The organism is Ramlibacter ginsenosidimutans, from assembly GCF_016654015.1.
Lineage (GTDB): Bacteria > Pseudomonadota > Gammaproteobacteria > Burkholderiales > Burkholderiaceae_C > Ramlibacter > Ramlibacter ginsenosidimutans.
This window is the reverse complement of sequence record NZ_JAEPWM010000010.1, coordinates 124,896-141,814: the sequence shown is the minus strand read 5'-3', so window position 1 is coordinate 141,814 and position 16,919 is coordinate 124,896. Positions and strand designations below refer to the sequence as shown.

Annotated in this window: 14 protein-coding genes and 1 pseudogene; 8 read left to right on the top strand and 7 right to left on the bottom strand. The window is 68.7% G+C overall.

Going from position 1 to position 16,919, the window contains the following annotated elements; genetic code table 11:
* Positions 1–32 precede the first annotated feature (32 nt).
* Positions 33–683 carry a response regulator transcription factor gene (locus JJB11_RS20680; RefSeq protein ID WP_201175960.1) on the top strand — a complete coding sequence of 217 codons (651 nt, stop codon included), beginning with the start codon at positions 33–35 and terminating at the stop codon, positions 681–683.
* A gap of 140 nt (positions 684–823) precedes the next feature.
* Entirely contained in the window at positions 824–1,261 is a 438-nt protein-coding gene (locus tag JJB11_RS20675) for an FUSC family protein (RefSeq protein WP_201175957.1), read from the top strand.
* A gap of 28 nt (positions 1,262–1,289) precedes the next feature.
* On the opposite strand, the gene JJB11_RS20670 is transcribed toward JJB11_RS20675, so the two are convergent.
* The 3 genes from JJB11_RS20670 to JJB11_RS20660 are packed head-to-tail and all read right to left on the bottom strand — an operon-like array spanning position 1,290 to position 4,452.
* Positions 1,290–2,672 carry an efflux transporter outer membrane subunit gene (locus JJB11_RS20670; protein ID WP_201175955.1) on the bottom strand — a complete coding sequence of 461 codons (1,383 nt, stop codon included), beginning with the start codon at positions 2,670–2,672 and terminating at the stop codon, positions 1,290–1,292.
* On the bottom strand, positions 2,672–3,889 hold the full coding sequence (locus JJB11_RS20665) for an HlyD family secretion protein (protein WP_201175953.1): 1,218 nt from the start codon (positions 3,887–3,889) through the stop codon (positions 2,672–2,674). The genes JJB11_RS20670 and JJB11_RS20665 overlap by 1 nt, the downstream gene beginning before the upstream one ends.
* Positions 3,889–4,452 carry a DUF3302 domain-containing protein gene (locus JJB11_RS20660; RefSeq protein WP_201175951.1) on the bottom strand — a complete coding sequence of 188 codons (564 nt, stop codon included), beginning with the start codon at positions 4,450–4,452 and terminating at the stop codon, positions 3,889–3,891. Before JJB11_RS20660 ends, JJB11_RS20665 begins: the two co-directional genes overlap by 1 nt.
* Before the next feature lie 195 nt (positions 4,453–4,647).
* Here JJB11_RS20660 and JJB11_RS20655 point away from each other — a divergent pair, with 195 nt between their 5' ends.
* The 3 genes from JJB11_RS20655 to JJB11_RS20645 all read left to right on the top strand — a co-directional run bounded on the left by JJB11_RS20655 (position 4,648) and on the right by JJB11_RS20645 (position 10,926).
* Positions 4,648–7,440 carry an aminotransferase class I/II-fold pyridoxal phosphate-dependent enzyme gene (locus JJB11_RS20655; RefSeq protein ID WP_201175949.1) on the top strand — a complete coding sequence of 931 codons (2,793 nt, stop codon included), beginning with the start codon at positions 4,648–4,650 and terminating at the stop codon, positions 7,438–7,440.
* A gap of 25 nt (positions 7,441–7,465) precedes the next feature.
* Entirely contained in the window at positions 7,466–9,163 is a 1,698-nt protein-coding gene (locus tag JJB11_RS20650) for an aspartate:alanine exchanger family transporter (RefSeq protein ID WP_201175947.1), read from the top strand.
* Between the two features lie 71 nt (positions 9,164–9,234).
* Positions 9,235–10,926 carry an aspartate-alanine antiporter-like transporter gene (locus tag JJB11_RS20645; protein ID WP_201175945.1) on the top strand — a complete coding sequence of 564 codons (1,692 nt, stop codon included), beginning with the start codon at positions 9,235–9,237 and terminating at the stop codon, positions 10,924–10,926.
* Between the two features lie 259 nt (positions 10,927–11,185).
* Here the strand turns inward: JJB11_RS20645 and JJB11_RS20640 are convergent, their stop codons facing one another.
* Entirely contained in the window at positions 11,186–12,232 is a 1,047-nt protein-coding gene (locus JJB11_RS20640; protein ID WP_201175943.1) for an aldo/keto reductase, read from the bottom strand.
* Between the two features lie 136 nt (positions 12,233–12,368).
* On the opposite strand from JJB11_RS20640, the gene JJB11_RS20635 reads away from it, so the two are divergent.
* Complete coding sequence (locus JJB11_RS20635) at positions 12,369–12,575, top strand: DUF3606 domain-containing protein (RefSeq protein WP_201175941.1); 207 nt, start codon at positions 12,369–12,371, stop codon at positions 12,573–12,575.
* On the opposite strand, the gene pncB is transcribed toward JJB11_RS20635, so the two are convergent.
* The 3 genes and pseudogenes from pncB to JJB11_RS26160 form a co-directional block, all read right to left on the bottom strand.
* The gene (gene pncB / locus JJB11_RS20630) at positions 12,572–13,765 is read right to left on the bottom strand and encodes a nicotinate phosphoribosyltransferase (RefSeq protein WP_201175939.1); all 1,194 of its coding nucleotides are present in this window, start codon (positions 13,763–13,765) and stop codon (positions 12,572–12,574) included. The genes JJB11_RS20635 and pncB overlap by 4 nt on opposite strands.
* A 338-nt stretch (positions 13,766–14,103) precedes the next feature.
* Complete coding sequence (locus JJB11_RS20625) at positions 14,104–14,955, bottom strand: mechanosensitive ion channel family protein (RefSeq protein ID WP_201175933.1); 852 nt, start codon at positions 14,953–14,955, stop codon at positions 14,104–14,106.
* A 127-nt stretch (positions 14,956–15,082) separates the two neighbouring features.
* Positions 15,083–15,686 (bottom strand): annotated as a pseudogene (locus JJB11_RS26160) (aldehyde dehydrogenase family protein).
* A gap of 200 nt (positions 15,687–15,886) precedes the next feature.
* On the opposite strand from JJB11_RS26160, the gene JJB11_RS20615 reads away from it, so the two are divergent.
* Positions 15,887–16,369, top strand: coding sequence for a hypothetical protein (locus JJB11_RS20615; RefSeq protein WP_201175931.1), 483 nt, complete (start codon positions 15,887–15,889; stop codon positions 16,367–16,369).
* The gene (locus tag JJB11_RS20610; protein ID WP_201175930.1) at positions 16,366–16,812 is read left to right on the top strand and encodes a hypothetical protein; all 447 of its coding nucleotides are present in this window, start codon (positions 16,366–16,368) and stop codon (positions 16,810–16,812) included. The genes JJB11_RS20615 and JJB11_RS20610 overlap by 4 nt, the downstream gene beginning before the upstream one ends.
* Positions 16,813–16,919 lie beyond the last annotated feature (107 nt).

The window sequence follows — 16,919 nt, the reverse complement described above, 5'->3', positions numbered from 1 at the left end:
CCTACGCTGTGGTGCCCAATGGAGCAGAAGTCATGAAGAACAGCGCGCAATGCGCGACGGAGAGGACATCGCGCACGGTTCACTTCGTCGATGACGATCCCATGGTGCTGACCGCGGTCGCGCGCCTGCTGCGTATGCATGACTTCGTCGTCGTGCCGCACGACAACGCGGAGGCATTCCTGGCGTCGTACGATGACGATGCGGGATGCGCCGTCGTCGATATCTCGATGCCGGGGATGGACGGGCTCGCGCTCCAGTCGGAACTGCTCCGGCGGCACGCGGGCCCACCTCTCGTCTTTCTCAGCGGCCTGGCGGACGTGCCGGCCTGCGCCGCGGCGATGCGGCGGGGCGCCGTGGACTTCCTGCGCAAGCCGGTGGACGAAACGGAGCTGCTCGCCGCGGTCGAAGCCGCATTGGCGCGGGATGCCCGGGATCGCGCGAACCGTCGGACCGTGCAGGAGGTGCGGGAGAGGTTCGACACCTTGTCTCCCCGTGAGCGGGAGGTCGTGGAACTCGTCATGGAGGGGCGCCTGAACAAGCAGATCGCCGGCGACCTGGATATCACGGAAAAGACCGTGAAGGTGCACCGGGCGCGGGGCATGGCAAAGATCGGCGTACGCTCCGTGGCCGCGCTCGTGAGAGTGGCGGAGCGTGGAGCGCGGGCGGCAGCCGCCTTGCTGTAGGGAGCGGGCCTGGCACCCGCGTTCATCATCCGCAGTCCCGATCCGACCAAGGTCCCATTCGCCTCCCGCCGCGCGCGCCCTAGAGTGCTTCCGGTTCCAGGAGCACTCCCATCCCCATCATCGACGCCCTGCGCCTGCCGGTGCGCGCTGCGATCGGCGCGGGCCTGGCCGTGGGTGTGGCGATGCTGCTCGGGCTGGCCAGTCCGCTGTATGCCCTGGTGAGCGCGGTCATCGTCACGGACATCGACGCCGCGAAGACCCGCAAGCTGGCGATCCCGCGGCTGATCGGCACGGCCATCGGTGCCACAACGGGCTGCGTGGCGACCCTGTTCGTGCAGCCCGGCGCGCTGGCCGTGGTCGGCGCCGTACTCGTGCCCATGTTCCTGTGCCAGCTCATGAACCGGCCCCCGGCCGCCAAGGTGGCCGGCTACGTGAGCGGCATCGTGCTCGTGAGCTTCTCGGCGAACCCGTGGGAGCACGCGCGCGACCGGCTCGTGGAGACAGTGCTGGGAATCCTGGCGGCAGCGCTGGTGAGTGCGGTACCGGTGCTGGCGCGTGCTGCGCAGTCGGATCGATGAAACGGATGCGGACCTCTGCGCCCAGGCATCACGGCTCGAACCCGCCGCCCAGCGCCAGGTGCAGGTTCACCCGCTGGATCAGGCGCTCCGCCTGCACGTGCGCGAGCGTCGCGCGCGCCGCGTGCAGGGCGAGCTGCTGCTGCTGCACGCCGCGCAGGTCCGAGCTCCCGACTTCGAAGCGGGTGCGCGCATAGCCCACGGCCGATTCGTTCGCGCGCACGGCGCGCACCAGCACGTCCGCGCGCGTGTCGAGGTTGAACGATTGCGACAGCGCGCTTTCGACTTCGCCGAAGGCGCGCGAACCGATGCGGCCGTAGTCGGCAATCGCCGCTTTCTGTTCGGCGGTGCGCACGTCCACCTGCGCCTGCAGCGCACCGGCGTTGAAGATGGGCGCCAGGAGGGTGCCGCCCACGCTCCACACCGGGTTGTCGCGTTCCTTCATCACGAACAGCTCGCTCGTGATGCTGCTCACGCCTGCCGTCAGCGAGATGGTGGGCAGGCGCGCGGCCTGGGCCTGCTGCGTGCGGTAGAAGGCGGCGGCCACGCGGCGCTCGGCGGCGCGCACGTCGGGGCGGCGCTCCAGCAGCTCCGAAGGCAGGCCGGCGGGTACGGGCCCCGGCAGCGCCGGCAAGGTCAGTCCGGGCTCGACGGTGGCGGACGGGTAGCGGCCGGCCAGGATCTCGATGGCGCGCAGCGCGTTCTGGCGCGCGATCTCGGCCTGCAGCTGCAGGTCGCTGTACGAGAGGGCGCTGGCCTCCGCCTGGCTCACTTCGAGTTCGTCGGTCTTGCCGACGCGGACGCGGTCGCGCGAGAGGTCGACCAGCGCCTGCGACGAGCTGATCATCTCGCCGGCGAGCGCGCGCTGCACCGCGGCCTCGCGCGCGAGGAACCAGCTCTTGGCCACCAGTGCGGCGATCGACTGGCGCGCGTAGGCGGTGTCGAGCACCTGCGATTCGTACTGCGCCGTCGCGGCGGCGCGCTGCGCGCGCACGCGGCCCCACAGGTCCAGCTCCCAGCTGGCGAACAGGCCGATGCCTTGCACGCCGCTGCCATCGCCGCCCAGCTTGCCGCCGCCATGGCCGGCGAGGTTCACCTGCGGATACAGGGCTGCGCCGGCCGCGCGCGCGCTCGCCTCGGCGGCCTCGACGCGCGCGGCCGCGATCTGCAGGTCGGGGTTGTAGGTCATCGCTTCCGCGACCAGCTTCTCCAGCTGGGGGTCGTGGAACTCGGTGAGCCAGCCGTTCACCACGGGTCCGGGCGGTGTCGGAGCCGCCGTCCACTGGCTCGGCAGCTGTGTGTTGGGCAGCGACAGCTCCTTCAGCTGCGGTGCGTCGGGCGTCTTCACCAGCGCGCAGCCGGCGAGCGCCGCGGCCGCCGCCAGTGCGAGGGGGCGCAGTGCAGAGCGGTCCATCAGTGCAGCTTCAGGATCAGGTAGTTGATCTTGGTGTTGATGCGCAGGATCACCTTGCGCAGGATCTGGATCTCCTCGACGTGCTCGGTGTAGATCGCCGCGTTGCCGCGCGCGCCGGCGGCGAAGAAGACATCCCGGAACTTCGGGTCCACCGACAGCTTGACGGGGAAGCGCCCGGGCGGCGGGCCGGCGGCGCCGGTCTGCGGCAGGCCCACGGTGTTGACCACCTGGCCCTGGCCCTGGGCCCACACGATCGAGTCCACCTTCGCCTTGATGATCTCGCCCGGCAGTGTCTCGAGCACGATCTCCGCTTCGTCGCCGGGCCTGACCTTGGTGAGCTCGTTCTGCTCGTAGAGCGCGATGACGCTGAACTCGTCTTCCACGAACGTGAGCGCCGGCGCGTTGGCGGCCGTCGCGATCAGCGCACCGGGACGCAGCTGCACGTTGATCGGCGTGCCGTTGGCCGGCGCCACGACGGTGGTCTGCGACAGGTCGAACTTGGCCTGTTCCAGCTGCGCGCGGGTCTGCGCGATCTGCGCCCACTCGCCGCCGGACTTCGCGCCCATGCGCTGGCGGATCTGGCGCTCACCCGCGAGCGCCTGAGCCAGGGCACCGCGCGCCTGCGCCTCCGCGCTGCGTGCGCTGTCCATCGCGCTCTGCGCGCTGCGCAGGTTGGTCTCGGCCTGTTCCAGGTCGAACCGGTTGCCGGCACCCTTGGCCACCAGTTCGCGGTTCTGGGCGACGCGCTTGGTGGCGAGTTCCAGGTCGGCGGCGGCCGACGCGACGCGCGAGCTCGCCTGGTCGATGGCGGACTTCGATTGCGCCACCTGCGCCACGGAGCCGGAGAGCTGTTCCTCCAGCTCCTTGCTGCTGCCCACGGAGTTGGCGAGCTGCGCTTCCAGCGCATTCACCTGCAGCTGGTAAGGCGTCGGATCGATCCTGTACAGGACGTCGCCCTTCCTCAGCGGCTTGTTGCCTTCGGCAACGTACACGACGCGGCCGCGCACGTACGAGGACATGTTGGCGTAGTACTTGACGACGCGCACGTCATGCGAGGACGGCGCCACTGCGTTCAGCGCGAGGATCAGGGCGGTGAGGCCCACGATGGGCAGCGTGATCACGATCACCTGCGAAGTGGTGTTCCACGGCAGCCACTTGAACTTGAAAAAGATGAGCCAGACGAAGAACGAATAGATGCCGAGCAGCAGGACTTCCATTACCTGGTCCCTCCGGTGGCGGTTTCGGCGGGCGCGGCGGTGCGGATCGGAATGATCGGCGGCAAGGGCTTGACGCGCTCGACGCCCAGCTTCTCGGCCAGCACCCGCAGCTTCGGCGGCAGCGGGCCCTTGCCGTCCATGGCGGCCAGCTCGTCACGCAGGTGCTCGACTTCTTCGGAGGGCAGCTTGCCTTCCAGCGCGAGTTCGCCCTGTTCGAGGTAGTAGTCCTCGTGCTTGTCGGTGCCGTAGATCGCGCGGTAGCCGACCGGCCGCGTGTACGCCCACAGCCAGGCGAAGGGCCACAGCATGCCGCCGAAGAACAGCGACAGGATGCACAGCACCTTGATCGAGTCCTTGTGCGGGTGGTGCCGCTTCTCCGCGATCTTCTCCGGCAGCACGTGGATGAACAGGAACACCGCGATGCCCACGACCGGCACGAGGACGATGATGAACCAGGAGAGCCAGTTGGCGGCCGTGTCCAACGCCTCGCCGGAAAGGAAGGAGGCGTGGGCCGCGAGCGGCGCCAGAAGCGTCGCCCAGGCGAGGGTGCGTCGCGATGTCATGAGGTGCTCCGCTCTTGGGGGTAATACCCCTGCGACGGTGCCGCACTCGCCGCCTCGGGCCAATTGCCCTTTGGGCCTACCGGGAACCGGACGGAGGCGATTGCCCCTTTCCCCCATGTCTGCTCCGAGGGGGCGGGCCTACGCTGGACGCTCCCTGCTGCCCGCAGTAACTGTCCCGTTTCCCTGGAGGATTTCATGGCCAAGGACAAAGCCGCCGCCAAGCCCAGCGAACTCTCGCTCGCCGATTTCTTTTCCGCCACCGACGCACGGCGCGATCGCTGGAGCCAACTCGCCGCCTGCGCCGACGCGTGGGGCGCGGGCCGCGGCAGCAGCGACAAGCTGGCCACGGAGATAGTCACGCTGCTGGACGAGCTGGAGCCGCTCGAACAGTACTGGGCCTTTCCCGGTCCTGCCCTGATGCGCACGGTGCGCGAGCTGGTCTCCGGCGGCGACGCTCAGGGACTGGCGACCGCCCTGAACCGCATCAAGAGCTCGATCTTCTCCGGCTCCTACCGCCGCGACCCGAGCGCCTGGAACATCGACGAGGAGGCCGAGTCGAATTTCGCCGATCGGCTGCCGCCCGGCCTGGCCAGTGAGGCCGCGCAACGCCCCTATTTCGAACTGCTGGTCGTCGCGCCCGAAAGCGTACGCGCCGGCAGCGGTGCCTCGCCGCGCGAACTGCACAAGCTGCGCCGCCCGGAAGACCCGTTCATCTACGAGTCCGTGCCCGTGGGCAGCTTCGAGGACGCGGTGGTCGCAGCGATCATCAACACCAACCTGCAAGCCGTCGTGGTGTACGACGGCTTCCCCTACAAGTCACGCCATGCGCTCACCGCACTGGGCCGGCTGCTGCAGCGCTTCGGCATCGAGGACGACGGCATGCCGACCAGCTACGGCCTGTCGCTGGCCCGCGCGATCAAGAAGATCCGCCCCGAGCTGGACATCTACCTCGTGAGCGAGCGCAGCGTCGAAGCCGCCGCCACGAGCGAGCAGAGCCGGCTGGTGCGCCGCGTGTTCTACGAGATGGAGGAACTGCTGGAGGTGCACCTGAGCATCCTCGCCGGCATCACCGAGCGTTACACGACGCCCTTCTTCGACAACCTGAAGAAGTACGCGGCCCGGCCGATCGGCACCTTCCACGCGCTGCCGGTGGCGCGCGGCAAGTCGATCTTCAAGTCGAACTGGATCAAGGACATGGGCCAGTTCTACGGCGCCAACCTGTTCCTGGCCGAGTCCTCGGCCACCACGGGCGGCCTCGACAGCCTGCTGGATCCGGCAGGCAACATCAAGGACGCGCAGGACAAGGCGGCCCGCGCGTTCGGCGCCGACAAGGTCTTCTTCGGCACCAACGGCACGTCGACGTCCAACAAGATCGTCGTACAGGCGCTGTGCCAGCCGGGCGACATCATCCTGATCGACCGCAACTGCCACAAGTCGCATCACTACGGGCTGGTGCTCGCGGGTTCGCAGCCGCTGTACCTGGAGGCCTACCCGATGGTGGAGTACTCCATGTACGGCGCCGTGCCGCTGCGCACGATCAAGCAGGCGCTGCTGACCCTCAAGGCCGAGGGCAAGCTGGACAAGGCGCGCGTGCTGGACCTCACGAACTGCACATTCGACGGCCACATGTACAACTGCCGCCGCGTGATGGAGGAATGCCTGGCGATCAAGCCGGACCTGGTCTTCCTGTGGGACGAGGCCTGGTTCGGCTTCGCGCGCTTCTCGCCGTTCCACCGCCGGCGCACCGCCATGGGCGCGGCCCAGCGGCTCGAGGAAATGCTCGGCTCGCCCGAGTACCGCAAGCGCTACGACGAGTGGAAGGCGAAGATGAAGGGCAAGGTCGGCAAGGACCTGGACCCGAACGACGCGTCGCTGCTGGACACGCACCTGCTGCCCGACCCGGACACCGCGCGCATCCGCGTGTACCAGACGAACTCCACGCACAAGTCGATGTCGGCGCTGCGCCAGGGGTCGATGATCGCCGTGCGCGACCAGGACTTCCACAAGGTGGAGGAACAGTTCCACGAGGCGTTCTACACGCACACCTCGACCTCGCCCAACCAGCAGATCATCGCGTCGCTCGACCTGGCGCGCCGGCAGATGGAACTGGAAGGCTACGAGCTGGTGATGAACGCCATCGACCTGGCGCTGGACCTGCGCCGGCAGGTGAACAGCCACCCGATGATCTCCAAGTACTTCCACATCCTCACGCCCGGCGAGATGGTGCCCGCGGAGTTCCGCGCCTCCGGCGTGGAGGACTACGGGCGCGCCAACGGCGGCGCCACCTGGGAGAAGGTGATCGACGCGTGGGAGGAGGACGAGTTCGCGCTCGACCCCACGCGGCTGACCGTCGTCACCGGCCGCGCCGGCTACGACGGCACGCAGTTCAAGGGCCTGCTGGCGTCGAAGTACGACGTGCAGATCAACAAGACCTCGCGCAACTCCATCCTGGTGCAGACCAACATCAACAACACGCGCAGCGACGTTGCCCACCTGCTGAAGGTGCTGGCCGACTGCGCGCGTGAAGTCGAGCAGCGGCTGCAGGAAGCCGACGCGGTGGAGAAGGAAGCGTTCGCGGCACGCGTGAAGTCGCTGATGGAGGACGTGCCCGACCTGCCGAACTTCAGCCGCTTCCACGACGCGTTCCGCGACAGCGTCGAAAGCGGAACGTCCCAGGGCCACATGCGCGCCGCGTTCTTCACTGCCTACCGCGAGCACGACTGCGAGCACATCAAGCTCCAGGACCCGCAGATCGACGAGCGCGTCCGCTCGGGCCCGCCGCTGGTCTCGGCCAACTTCGTCATCCCCTATCCGCCGGGCTTCCCGATCATGGTGCCGGGCCAGGTGATCGAGGCGGACACGATCACGTTCATGCGCAAGCTCGACGTGAAGGAGATCCATGGCTACAACGCTTCGCTGGGACTGAAGCTGCTGAAGCCGGATTCGCTGGGCAAGCGCGCGAAAAAGGGCGCGGCCACCGACCTGTAGAAACGCAGCCGTCTAGGAGTTTCGAATGAAAGAGTTCTTCCAATGGATGGCGAACAACCCGTTCGCCCTGTTGTTCATCGCGGTCGGCCTGGCCGTGTGGGTCGGCAAGTTCAGCTTCAAGGGCTACGGGCTGGGGATGGTGGCCGCCGCGATCATCATCGGCTGCGGCCTCTCGACGTGGGCTTCGGTGTACGGCGTGAAGCTGGAGCTGAACACGTTCGCCAAGAGCCTCTTCTACTACCTGTTCATGTACGGTGTCGGCCTGCGCGTGGGCCCGTCGTTCGTCAACAGCCTCAAGGGTGACGGGCTGACGTTCACGCTGCTCGCGGTGATCTCCTCGGTCCTCGGGCTGGGCCTGGTGGTCATCGGCGCGAAGTGGACCGGCCTGCCGACCGGCGCCGCCGGCGGCCTGCTCGCGGGCTCGCAGACCATGTCGGCGGCCATCGGCTCGGCCGAACAGGCGGTGACGCAGGGCGCGGTGAAGCTTGCGCCGGGCACCACGCCTGAGCAGGTCTCCGCGATGATCGCGCTGTCGTACGGCATCAGCTACATCTGGGGCACGGTCGGCATCATCCTGATCTGCAAGTACCTGCCCAAGTGGTGGGGCGTGGACGCCAAGGCCGCTGCGCTCGAATACGAGCGCGAGCACGGCGTGCGCAACGTCGACGACGTCGCGCTCACGGGCTACCGCCCCTTCGCCACGCGCGCCTACAAGCTGGAGAACGCCGCACTGGGCGGCAGGACCATCTCCGAGTTCCGCCAGCAGAACCCGGAGTACCGCGTGCTGAACGTGCGCCGGGGCGACGAACTCCTGGGCGCCGATCCGTCCCTGAAGCTCGCGCTGGGCGATGTGGTCGCGCTCGCGGGAACGCGCGCCGACATGACGACCAAGCTCGGCCTGGTCGGGACCGAGATCGACGATGCGCGCGTGCTGAACGTACCGCTCGCGCAGGCGGAAATCCTGCTGACGAACAAGGATGCCGTCGACCGCGAGCTCGGGTCCTTCAAAGGCGACCTGGCCGGCCAGCTGGTGGTCACGCGCATCGAGCGTGCCGGCCAGCCGATCCCGGCGGGCAGCGGCACCACGCTGCAGCGCATGGACGTGGTGTACGTCGCCGGCCTGCCGGACGCGGTGACGAAGGCGGCCACCCTGCTGGGCCGCTTCGCCACGCCCAGCACCGCCACCGACCTGCTGACGCTGTCCGTGGGCATGATCCTGGGCCTGCTGATCGGCGCGATCTCGTTCCCGGCCTTCGGCGCCAGCGTGGGCCTGGGCAATGCCGGCGGCCTGCTGGTCTCGGGCGTGATCGTGTCCTCGCTGCAGTCGCGGCTGCGCTTCTTCGGCAACACGCCGAACGCGGCGCGCAACATCCTGGAGGACCTGGGACTGGTGGTGTTCGTGGCGATCGTCGGCATCAACGCCGGCAACTCGCTGCTGGCGCAGCTGACCGGCGCGGTGGCGCTGAAGATCTTCCTGGTCGGCTTCGTCGCCTGCACGATCCCGCCCTTCGTCGTCTGGGCGCTCGGCTACCACGTGTTCAAGATCAACCCCGCGGTGCTGATGGGGGGCGTCGCCGGTGCGCGTTCGCACTCGGGTCCTTGCCGCGAAGCGGCCAAGGAGATCAACAGCACGGTGCCGTGGATCGGCTTCCCGGTCGCGTATGCGGTCTCGGGGATCCTGCTGACGATCTTCGGCTACTTCGCGATGGTGCTCGCGCAGTAAGGGCGAGCGCGGACCGGCGCCGGGCGACCGCTTGCGGCCCCCCGGCGCTTTTTCTTTGGAGGGGGCGGAACATGGAGTGGCTTGCACCGTACTTCGAGAAGAACGCCGAGCTGGCTGTCTTCCTCGCCATCGGCCTGGGGTACTGGGTCGGCAACTGGAAGATCCGCGGCGTGGGCATCGGCCCCGTGACGGGCTCGCTGCTGGCGGGCGTGCTGATCGGGTACTTCTGGCACGTGCCGGTCTCCGACACGGCCAAGTCGCTGCTGTTCCTGCTGTTCATGTACGGCATCGGCTATTCGGCGGGCCCGGGCTTCGTGCGCGGCGTGCGCGAGGGCGGCTGGCGCTGGGTGGCGCTGGGGGTGGTGATCCCGGCGGCGGGGCTGCTCACGGCCTACGCGATGGCGCGCCTGCTCAAGCTGGAGCTGGGCTACGCAGCGGGCATGATGTCCGGCGGGCTCACCGAGTCACCCGTGATCGGGACGGCGAGCGAGGCGATCCGCAGCCTGCCGATCCCCGACGAGGAGAGGCAGCGTCTCATCACGCAGATCCCGGTGGCCGATGCGCTGTGCTACCTGTTCGGAACCGTGGGCCTCATCCTCTTCTGCTCGCACGTCGGCCCGTGGATGCTGCGCATCGACCTGAAGGCCGAAGCGCGCAAGCTGGAGCAGGAGATGGGCCTGGAGCGCGAGGCCAAGGGCGTGAGCTCCGCCTGGCACATGTTCGAATTGCGCGCCTACGAGCTCGCGGCGGACGGCCCTGCGGCGGGCCGCACGGTCTCGGAGGTCGAGCGCGCCGTGGCGGGGGACCGCATCTTCATCGAGCGGCTGCGCCGTGGCGGCGAGATCGTGCCGGTGCGCAGCGACCTCGTGCTGCGCGCGGGCGACGTGGTCGGCGCCATCGGGCACCAGGAGGCGCTGCTGCGCGTGGCGGGCGACGGCCGCCGCGAAGTGTTCGACCGCGAGCTGCTCGACGTGCCCTCGGCCACCTTCGACGTGGTGCTCACCAATGGCGCCCTGTCGGGTCGGACCCTGGAGGACTTCGCGGGTGGGCAGGAGGAGTTCCGCGGCGTGTTCCTGAAGTCCATCCTGCGCAATGGCGTGCAGATCCCGGTCGCGCGCGGCACGCGCATCTTCCGCGGCGACCTGCTCACACTGCATGGCCTGGAGCCGTCGGTGCGCCGCGTCGCGGCGGCACTGGGCGACGTGCTGCAGCAGCGTGGCACCGACTATGTCGCGCTCGGGCTGGCGATCTTCGTCGGTGCCCTGCTCGGACTCGTCATCGCTTTCCACGTGGGCAACGTGCGCATCGCGCTCGGCTCCAGCGTGGCCACGCTGCTGCTGGGACTGGCCGTGGGCTGGCGCAATTCGGTGCGGCCGAACTTCGCGCTGCTGGGCGCGGATGCGATGGACCTGATGAAGTCCGTAGGGCTCGCCGGCTTCGTCGCCATGATCGGCCTGAAGGCCGGGCCCGTGTTCGTGCAGGCACTGCGCGACGTCGGCATCCCGGTGTTCCTCGGCGGTATCGTGGTCACGCTGGTGCCGCTGGTGACGGGCCTGCTGGTCGGGCGCTACGTGCTGGGACTCAATCCGCTGCTGCTGCTCGGCGCGCTGGCGGGCGCCCAGACGATGACGGCCGGGCTCGCCGCCGTGCAGGAGCGCTCGGAGAGCCCGGTGGCGGTGATCGGTTACTCCAGCACCGTCGCCTTCGGGCACGTGCTCATCTCGATCGGCGGCACGGCGTTGGTGTGGATGCTGCACGGGTGAATTCCAAAACTGGAAACCCAACAACCGGACGCAGAGGGCGCAGAGGTTTCGCAGAGGACGCAAGAGAAATTCAAATGAAGAGATTTCTGGATTCCTTGCGTCCATTGCGTGATCTTTGCGTTCGGGTGTCCGCTTCCGCAGAAGCCGTAGGCTGGTGGTGAGCCGCAGGCGAACCCCAGCTTGCTGCGCTACCCTCGATCGCTGGGGTTCGCGATGCTCACCGCCAGCCTACGAGCTACGCCGGACCCGTCGGGTGCAATCAGGCGCGGCCTGAGTCCTGCAGTTGCCGGCGCCGCGCTTCGCCCTGGCGTTCGAACATCCAGCCGGGATACTCCGGGCGCAGCTTGCTCACCGCGTGGATGCGGCCGAGGTCTTCGGGGGACAGTTGCACCTCGGTCGCCGCGATGTTGTCGGCCAGCTGCTCGGGGCGCTTCGCACCGACGATCACGCTGGTGACCTGCGGCTGGTGCAGCAGCCAGGCCAGCGCGATCTGCGCGACGGAGACGCCGCGCGCATTGCCGATCTCGCGCATCACGTCGATGACGTCGTAGGCGCGTTCCTTGTCCACCGGGGGGAAATCGAACTCGGTGCGCCGGCTGCCCGCCTCGGCCTGTTGCTGGCGGCTGTACTTCCCGCTCAGGAAGCCGCCCGCGAGCGGGCTCCACACCATGAGGCCCAGGCCTTCGCTGCGCAGCATGGGCACCAGCTCGCGCTCGAGGTCGCGCCCGGCGACCGTGTAGTAGGCCTGCAGCGATTCGAAGCGGGCGAGCCCCCAGCGCTCCGCAATGCCCAGCGCCTTCACGATCTGCCAGGCCGCCCAGTTCGACACGCCCACGTAGCGCACATGGCCGTCGCGCACCAGCTGGTCGAGCGCGCGCACCGTCTCCTCGATCGGCGTGGCCGGATCGAAGCCGTGGATCTGGTACAGGTCGATGTGGTCCAGCTGCAGCCGGCGCAGGCTTTGCTTCACGCCGTCGAGGATGTGGCTGCGGGTCGCGCCCCGCATGTTGGGGCCGGAGCCAGTCTCGCCGAATACTTTCGTCGCTACCACCACCTGGTCGCGCGGCACCTTGAGGTTGCGCAGCGCCTGCCCGGTGATCTGCTCGGACACGCCGCCCGCGTACACGTCGGCCGTGTCGATGAAATTGATGCCGGCGTCGAGGGCCTGCCCGACCAGGCGTTCGGCGTCGGACTGCTGCAGCGTGCCGATCTTGCCCCACATGCCGTCGCTGCCGCCGAAGGTCATGGTGCCGAGGCAGAGTTGCGAGACGAACAGGCCGGTGCGGCCGAGGGGAGCGAGGCGCATGCTGGATCTCCAGGAACGAGAGGGATGGGCGCATTGTGTTCCCCCTGGCGCATGGCTGATGAACGCATGGCCACCGTCCTACATTGCGCGGCCGGGCTCTTGCATAGCATGTCCCTTTTCCCGGAGTACCGCACCGATGGCCGTTTCGCCGAACCGCAAGCGTTCCGACCGCAAGGAACGCATCGACGTGAGCTATGACTACGCCGTATGCGCCTGGGCGCGCCACTTCAACGTGAGCGAGAAGCGCGTCAAGGAAGCCGTTGCCGCCGTGGGCGACGACGCCGAGCGTGTGCGCGACCACCTGCGGCGCGCGCCGGCCTCGGATCGCCCGTCCGCGAACTAGGACGCCACGCCGAACACCTGGCGCAGGTAGGCCAGGAAGGTCGCGTCGGTCGCCAGCGTCTTTCCCGGCGCGTCGGACAGCTTGGCCACCGGCTGGCCGTTGACTTCCACCAGCTTCATCACGATGTTCAGCGGCGCGAGGCCGACGTCGTTCGTGAGGTTGGTGCCGATGCCGAAGCCCATGGCCACGCGGTCGCCGAAGTGGCCATAGAGCGCCAGGGCTTTCGGGATGTCCAGGCTGTCGGAGAACACCAGGCGCTTGTCGTGCGCGTTGATGCGCAGCTTGTCGTAGTGGGCCAGCGCCTTTTCGCCCCACGCGACCGGATCGCCGGAGTCCTGGCGCAGGCCTTCGAACAGTTTCGCGAAGTACAGGTCGAAGTCCGCGAGGAACGCGTCCATGCCCACCGTGTCGGTGAGCGCGATGCCGAGGTCGCCCCGGTACTCCTGCACCCACTCCTCGAGCGCGGCACGCTGGAAGTCGCGCAGGCGCACGCCGGTCGCCTGGAAGGTCTGCAGGTACTCGTGGCCCATGGTGCCGATGGGTACGAGCCCGAGGTCGCGCGCGAGCAGCACGTTGGAGGTGCCCTTGAAGTACGCGGGCAGCTCGCGTGCGAGGGTGGCGACGACCTCGCGCTGCCACTCGCGGCCGAAGCGCCGTCGCACGCCGAAGTCGAAGAACTCGAAGGGGTGCGCCCGCGGGGGCTCCAGCGCGAAGGCGCGCAGCTGTGCGATCTTGTCCGCCAGGCGCTTGCGTCCCTCGGCCAACGCGCGCTCGCGGTCGAAGCGGCGGAAGTGCAGCTCGTTGACGATCGCCAGCACGAAGATCTCGAATCCCATCACGTGCACCTGCGGACCGCGCGCCTCGACATGCAATGCATCGCCCTCGGCCCAGGCGCGCACGAACGCGCGCTGGAAGTGGAAGATGCGCAGGAAGTCGACGAAGTCCGGCTTGATGAAGCGCAGGCTCGCCAGGAACGCGAGTTCGTCCTCGCGGAAGTGCAGCGCGCAGAGGTGGTCGAGTTGCGCGTTGACTTCGTCGGCGAGATCGCCCAGCGGATATTGCGGCGTGTTGCGCAGCACGAAGCGGTACAGCGCGCGCGCCTCCGGGTGCCGGTGCAGCATGGGCTGCCACATGGTGAACTTGTAGAGGTCCGTGTCCAGCAGGCTGGTGATGATCGGGGCAAAGGCCATGGCCGAGTGTGGCAAAAGAATGTTCGTTGCGGTGCGTCGTATCGGCACAGTGTTGGGGGCTTGAAGCGGAAAGCGTAGGCTGGTGGTGAGCCGCAGGCGAACCCCAGCTCGCTGCGCTACGCTGGATCGCTGGGGTTCGCGATGCTCACCGCCAGCCTACGAGGGCCGTCGCGGCGGCTGAAGCGGGAACAACGTCAGGGCCCGTGATCTTCCCCGCACGCCGCCTGCCGCGACGCCCACCGGCCTCCGCAGAGGCCACGAGTGAACGCTCCACGAAATAACGACGACGCAAAAAAAAGGGCCCCGCCTGGGGCCCATCGACTCGTCCGTGCTACAGCTCAGCCGCCTTCGGAATCGTGGCGCTTGTCCGCAGGCACCGGCCCGCCGGGCATGCCGCCGCCTTGCGGGTAGCCGCCGGTGGGCCACTGGCCGGCTTCGGTGGTGCCGGGGCTGCGCTGCTGCGCCTGCTCGCCGACGTTCTGCGCGACCTGCTTCATCTTGCCGGAGTTCTCCTGGGCCTTGGAGTACCACTTGCGCGTGATCTCAGCCGCCGTCTCGCGGCCGCCGAGGCCGAAGGCCAGGCCGATGCCCAGCGCCACGGCGCCGACCACCGCCATGAACAGCGTGTTCACCAGCTCGGTCGCGATGCCCAGCTGGTTGACGGCGACGACGATCGCGAAAGCCCACACCACCGTGGCCGAGGCCTTGGCGAGGAAGTTGGTGTTGGACAGGCCGGCTTCACTCGCGGCGCCGCGGACCACGTTGCTGAGCGCGCGCGCAGCCAGGCCGCCGATCACCAGCACCACCAGCGCAACCACCACGTTCGGCAGCCACAGCAGCAGCTGGCGCAGCACGTCCGACACCGCGGGCAGGCCCAGCGCGTCGAAGGCGACCACCAGTGCGATCAGCCGGATGAACCACTTCACCACCAGTCCGACCAGGCCGGCGGGATCCGTGTTCATGCCCATGCGCTCGACGAAGTCGGTGAGGCCGGCGCGCCGCGAGAGATCGTTGAAGTGAATCGAGCGCAGGATCGCGGCCAGTCCCCGGTCGATCAGCGAAGCGACGAACCAGCCGACGATGATGATCAGGCCGAAGCCGATGATCTTCGGGATGGCGGAAAACAGCAGTGCGAGCGCCGCTGCGAGCGACGTCAGCAGTGCTTCGCTCCAATGGGTGATCTGGGGCATGTGAATCTCCGGCGAAAGTTGTATCAACTGACGCACACTGTCCCGCGCACCCTCCCGAGCCAGGGTCGGCGGTGCCCTTCGCTTGTTGTAGGACGCGCCGCATGCCCCAGGCGCACCCGCCGCTGAGTCAGCCCAGCACGTCGCCGATGCAGAGGTACTTCATCTCGACGTACTCGTCGATGCCGTCGGTCGAGCCTTCGCGGCCCAAGCCGGACTGCTTGACGCCGCCGAAGGGCACATGCTCGGTGGAGATCAGCCCGGTGTTGATGCCGACCATGCCGTACTCCAGCGATGCGGCCGATGTCGCGGCTGTAGAAGTACCTCGCGAGGCCGAACTCCGTGTGGTTCGCGGCGTCGACGGCTTCCTGCTCGGTGCGGAAGCGGAACACCGGGGCGACCGGTCCGAAGGTTTCCTCGCGCGCGCACAGCATGTCGCCCGTGGCGTTAGCGATCACCGTGGGCTCGAAGAACTGGCCTTGCAGTTTCTTGCCGCCCACGACGATCTTGCCGCCCTTGGCGAGCGCGTCCTGCACGTGGCGCTGCACCTTCTCGATGGCGGCGAGCTCGATCAGCGGACCTTGCACCACGCCGTCCTCGAAGCCGTTGCCGACCTTCATCGGCTTCACCTTGGCCGCGAGCTTCTCGACGAAGGCGTCGCACACGCCCTCCTGTACGTACAGGCGATCGGCGCACACGCAGGTCTGGCCGGCGTTGCGGTACTTGCTGGCCATCGCGCCCTCGACGGCCAGGACGGGGCAGCCGGCACCGGTTCACCCGCCTCGGCCGGCGGGGCTCTGGCGGCCGAGGCGCCGACTGTGGCGTCCGCGCACGACGCTCGTCGGCCCGCCACGACCACGCAGCGCGCCGGCGCGGCCGCCTGGCCGCAGCTCCCTTAAAAATCGGCAAGGGGTTGCTGCGGGGAGGGCGCGCCATGCTGCGAAAAGGATCCGTGCTGCTGGGACTGACCGTCCTGCTGTCCCTGCTGTTCCCGCTGCAGTTCCTGCTGCAGCAAGGCGGTGTCGATCCGCAGGCGGTGCAGGTTCCTGGCGCCGACCTCGCGGCGCTGTCGGCCGTCGTTGCGCTCGTGCCCGCGCGCGTGCTGTTCCGCCATGGCCAGCTCGCCGAGCGCGTGCCGCCCTGGAGCGTTTGGGCCGCGGTGCTGGCATGCTGCTCGCTGCTGTACCTCGCGCTGCACGTGCAGTGGTCGCTTGCGCAGCTCGCCGAAGCCGTGGCCGATGGGATCGCGGCCAGCGGGGTGTCGGCGTCGCCGTCGCTGCCGCACATGGCGGTGCAGGCGCTGGAACTGCTCGCGCGCATCGGTGTGCTGGTCGCCGGCGTCGCGGTGCTCGTTCGCCTGGACAGCCCACCCGACGAAGACCGGCGGCTCACCAGCCGGTGGAGCAGGGCGAAATGAAGCGCCTGTTCGTGGGCCTCGTGCTCCTGCTCGCGTCCTTCCTCTCCACCCTGGCGCCGCTGGAGGGCGTGCGCGGCCTGGCCGCGCGCATCGGGCCCGTGCGCTGGCTGCCCGACCTGCTCCTCGCCCTGATCGTGGTGGCGCTGTTCGCGCGGATGAGCCAGCTGCATCGCCGCATGCTGTTTCCGCGGCGGGGCTTGCGCCTGCTCGCCGTGGGCATCGGCCTGTACGCAGTGGCCGTGGCGGCTGCATCGGGCAGCCTGGGCTACGCGCTCGGTGTGCTGCCCGCGGAAGCCGCCCCGGTGCTGGCCAGGGCGCCGGAGTTCGCCGCGCGCATCGCGCCGCTGCCGATCTTCGTCGCCGCGCAGGTGCTGCTGGCGCTCGGCGCCTTCCGCGCGCTGACCCACCTCGTGCCCCCGGGCGAGTTCGAAGCCGACTTCTAGGCTGGCGCGCTGCGCCGCGCGCAGCGGCGGCAGAGCCGCGGTGCGGCGGGGGTTTGTGGCGCGCAGGCCGGGCGTGCAGGGTCCGAAACCTATAATCGAAGGTTCAT

What these genes read in the sequence shown, in the direction of transcription:
- JJB11_RS20625 (WP_201175933.1), bottom strand. Translation starts at nt 14,955, where the DNA reads ATGCCCCAGATCACCCATTGGAGCGAAGCACTGCTGACGTCGCTCGCA.
- JJB11_RS20615 (WP_201175931.1), top strand. Translation starts at nt 15,887, where the DNA reads ATGCTGCGAAAAGGATCCGTGCTGCTGGGACTGACCGTCCTGCTGTCC.
- JJB11_RS20650 (WP_201175947.1), top strand. Translation starts at nt 7,466, where the DNA reads ATGAAAGAGTTCTTCCAATGGATGGCGAACAACCCGTTCGCCCTGTTG.
- JJB11_RS20660 (WP_201175951.1), bottom strand. Translation starts at nt 4,452, where the DNA reads ATGACATCGCGACGCACCCTCGCCTGGGCGACGCTTCTGGCGCCGCTC.
- JJB11_RS20610 (WP_201175930.1), top strand. Translation starts at nt 16,366, where the DNA reads ATGAAGCGCCTGTTCGTGGGCCTCGTGCTCCTGCTCGCGTCCTTCCTC.
- JJB11_RS20635 (WP_201175941.1), top strand. Translation starts at nt 12,369, where the DNA reads ATGGCCGTTTCGCCGAACCGCAAGCGTTCCGACCGCAAGGAACGCATC.
- JJB11_RS20655 (WP_201175949.1), top strand. Translation starts at nt 4,648, where the DNA reads ATGGCCAAGGACAAAGCCGCCGCCAAGCCCAGCGAACTCTCGCTCGCC.
- JJB11_RS20670 (WP_201175955.1), bottom strand. Translation starts at nt 2,672, where the DNA reads ATGGACCGCTCTGCACTGCGCCCCCTCGCACTGGCGGCGGCCGCGGCG.
- pncB (WP_201175939.1), bottom strand. Translation starts at nt 13,765, where the DNA reads ATGGCCTTTGCCCCGATCATCACCAGCCTGCTGGACACGGACCTCTAC.
- JJB11_RS20680 (WP_201175960.1), top strand. Translation starts at nt 33, where the DNA reads ATGAAGAACAGCGCGCAATGCGCGACGGAGAGGACATCGCGCACGGTT.
- JJB11_RS20645 (WP_201175945.1), top strand. Translation starts at nt 9,235, where the DNA reads ATGGAGTGGCTTGCACCGTACTTCGAGAAGAACGCCGAGCTGGCTGTC.
- JJB11_RS20665 (WP_201175953.1), bottom strand. Translation starts at nt 3,889, where the DNA reads ATGGAAGTCCTGCTGCTCGGCATCTATTCGTTCTTCGTCTGGCTCATC.
- JJB11_RS20640 (WP_201175943.1), bottom strand. Translation starts at nt 12,232, where the DNA reads ATGCGCCTCGCTCCCCTCGGCCGCACCGGCCTGTTCGTCTCGCAACTC.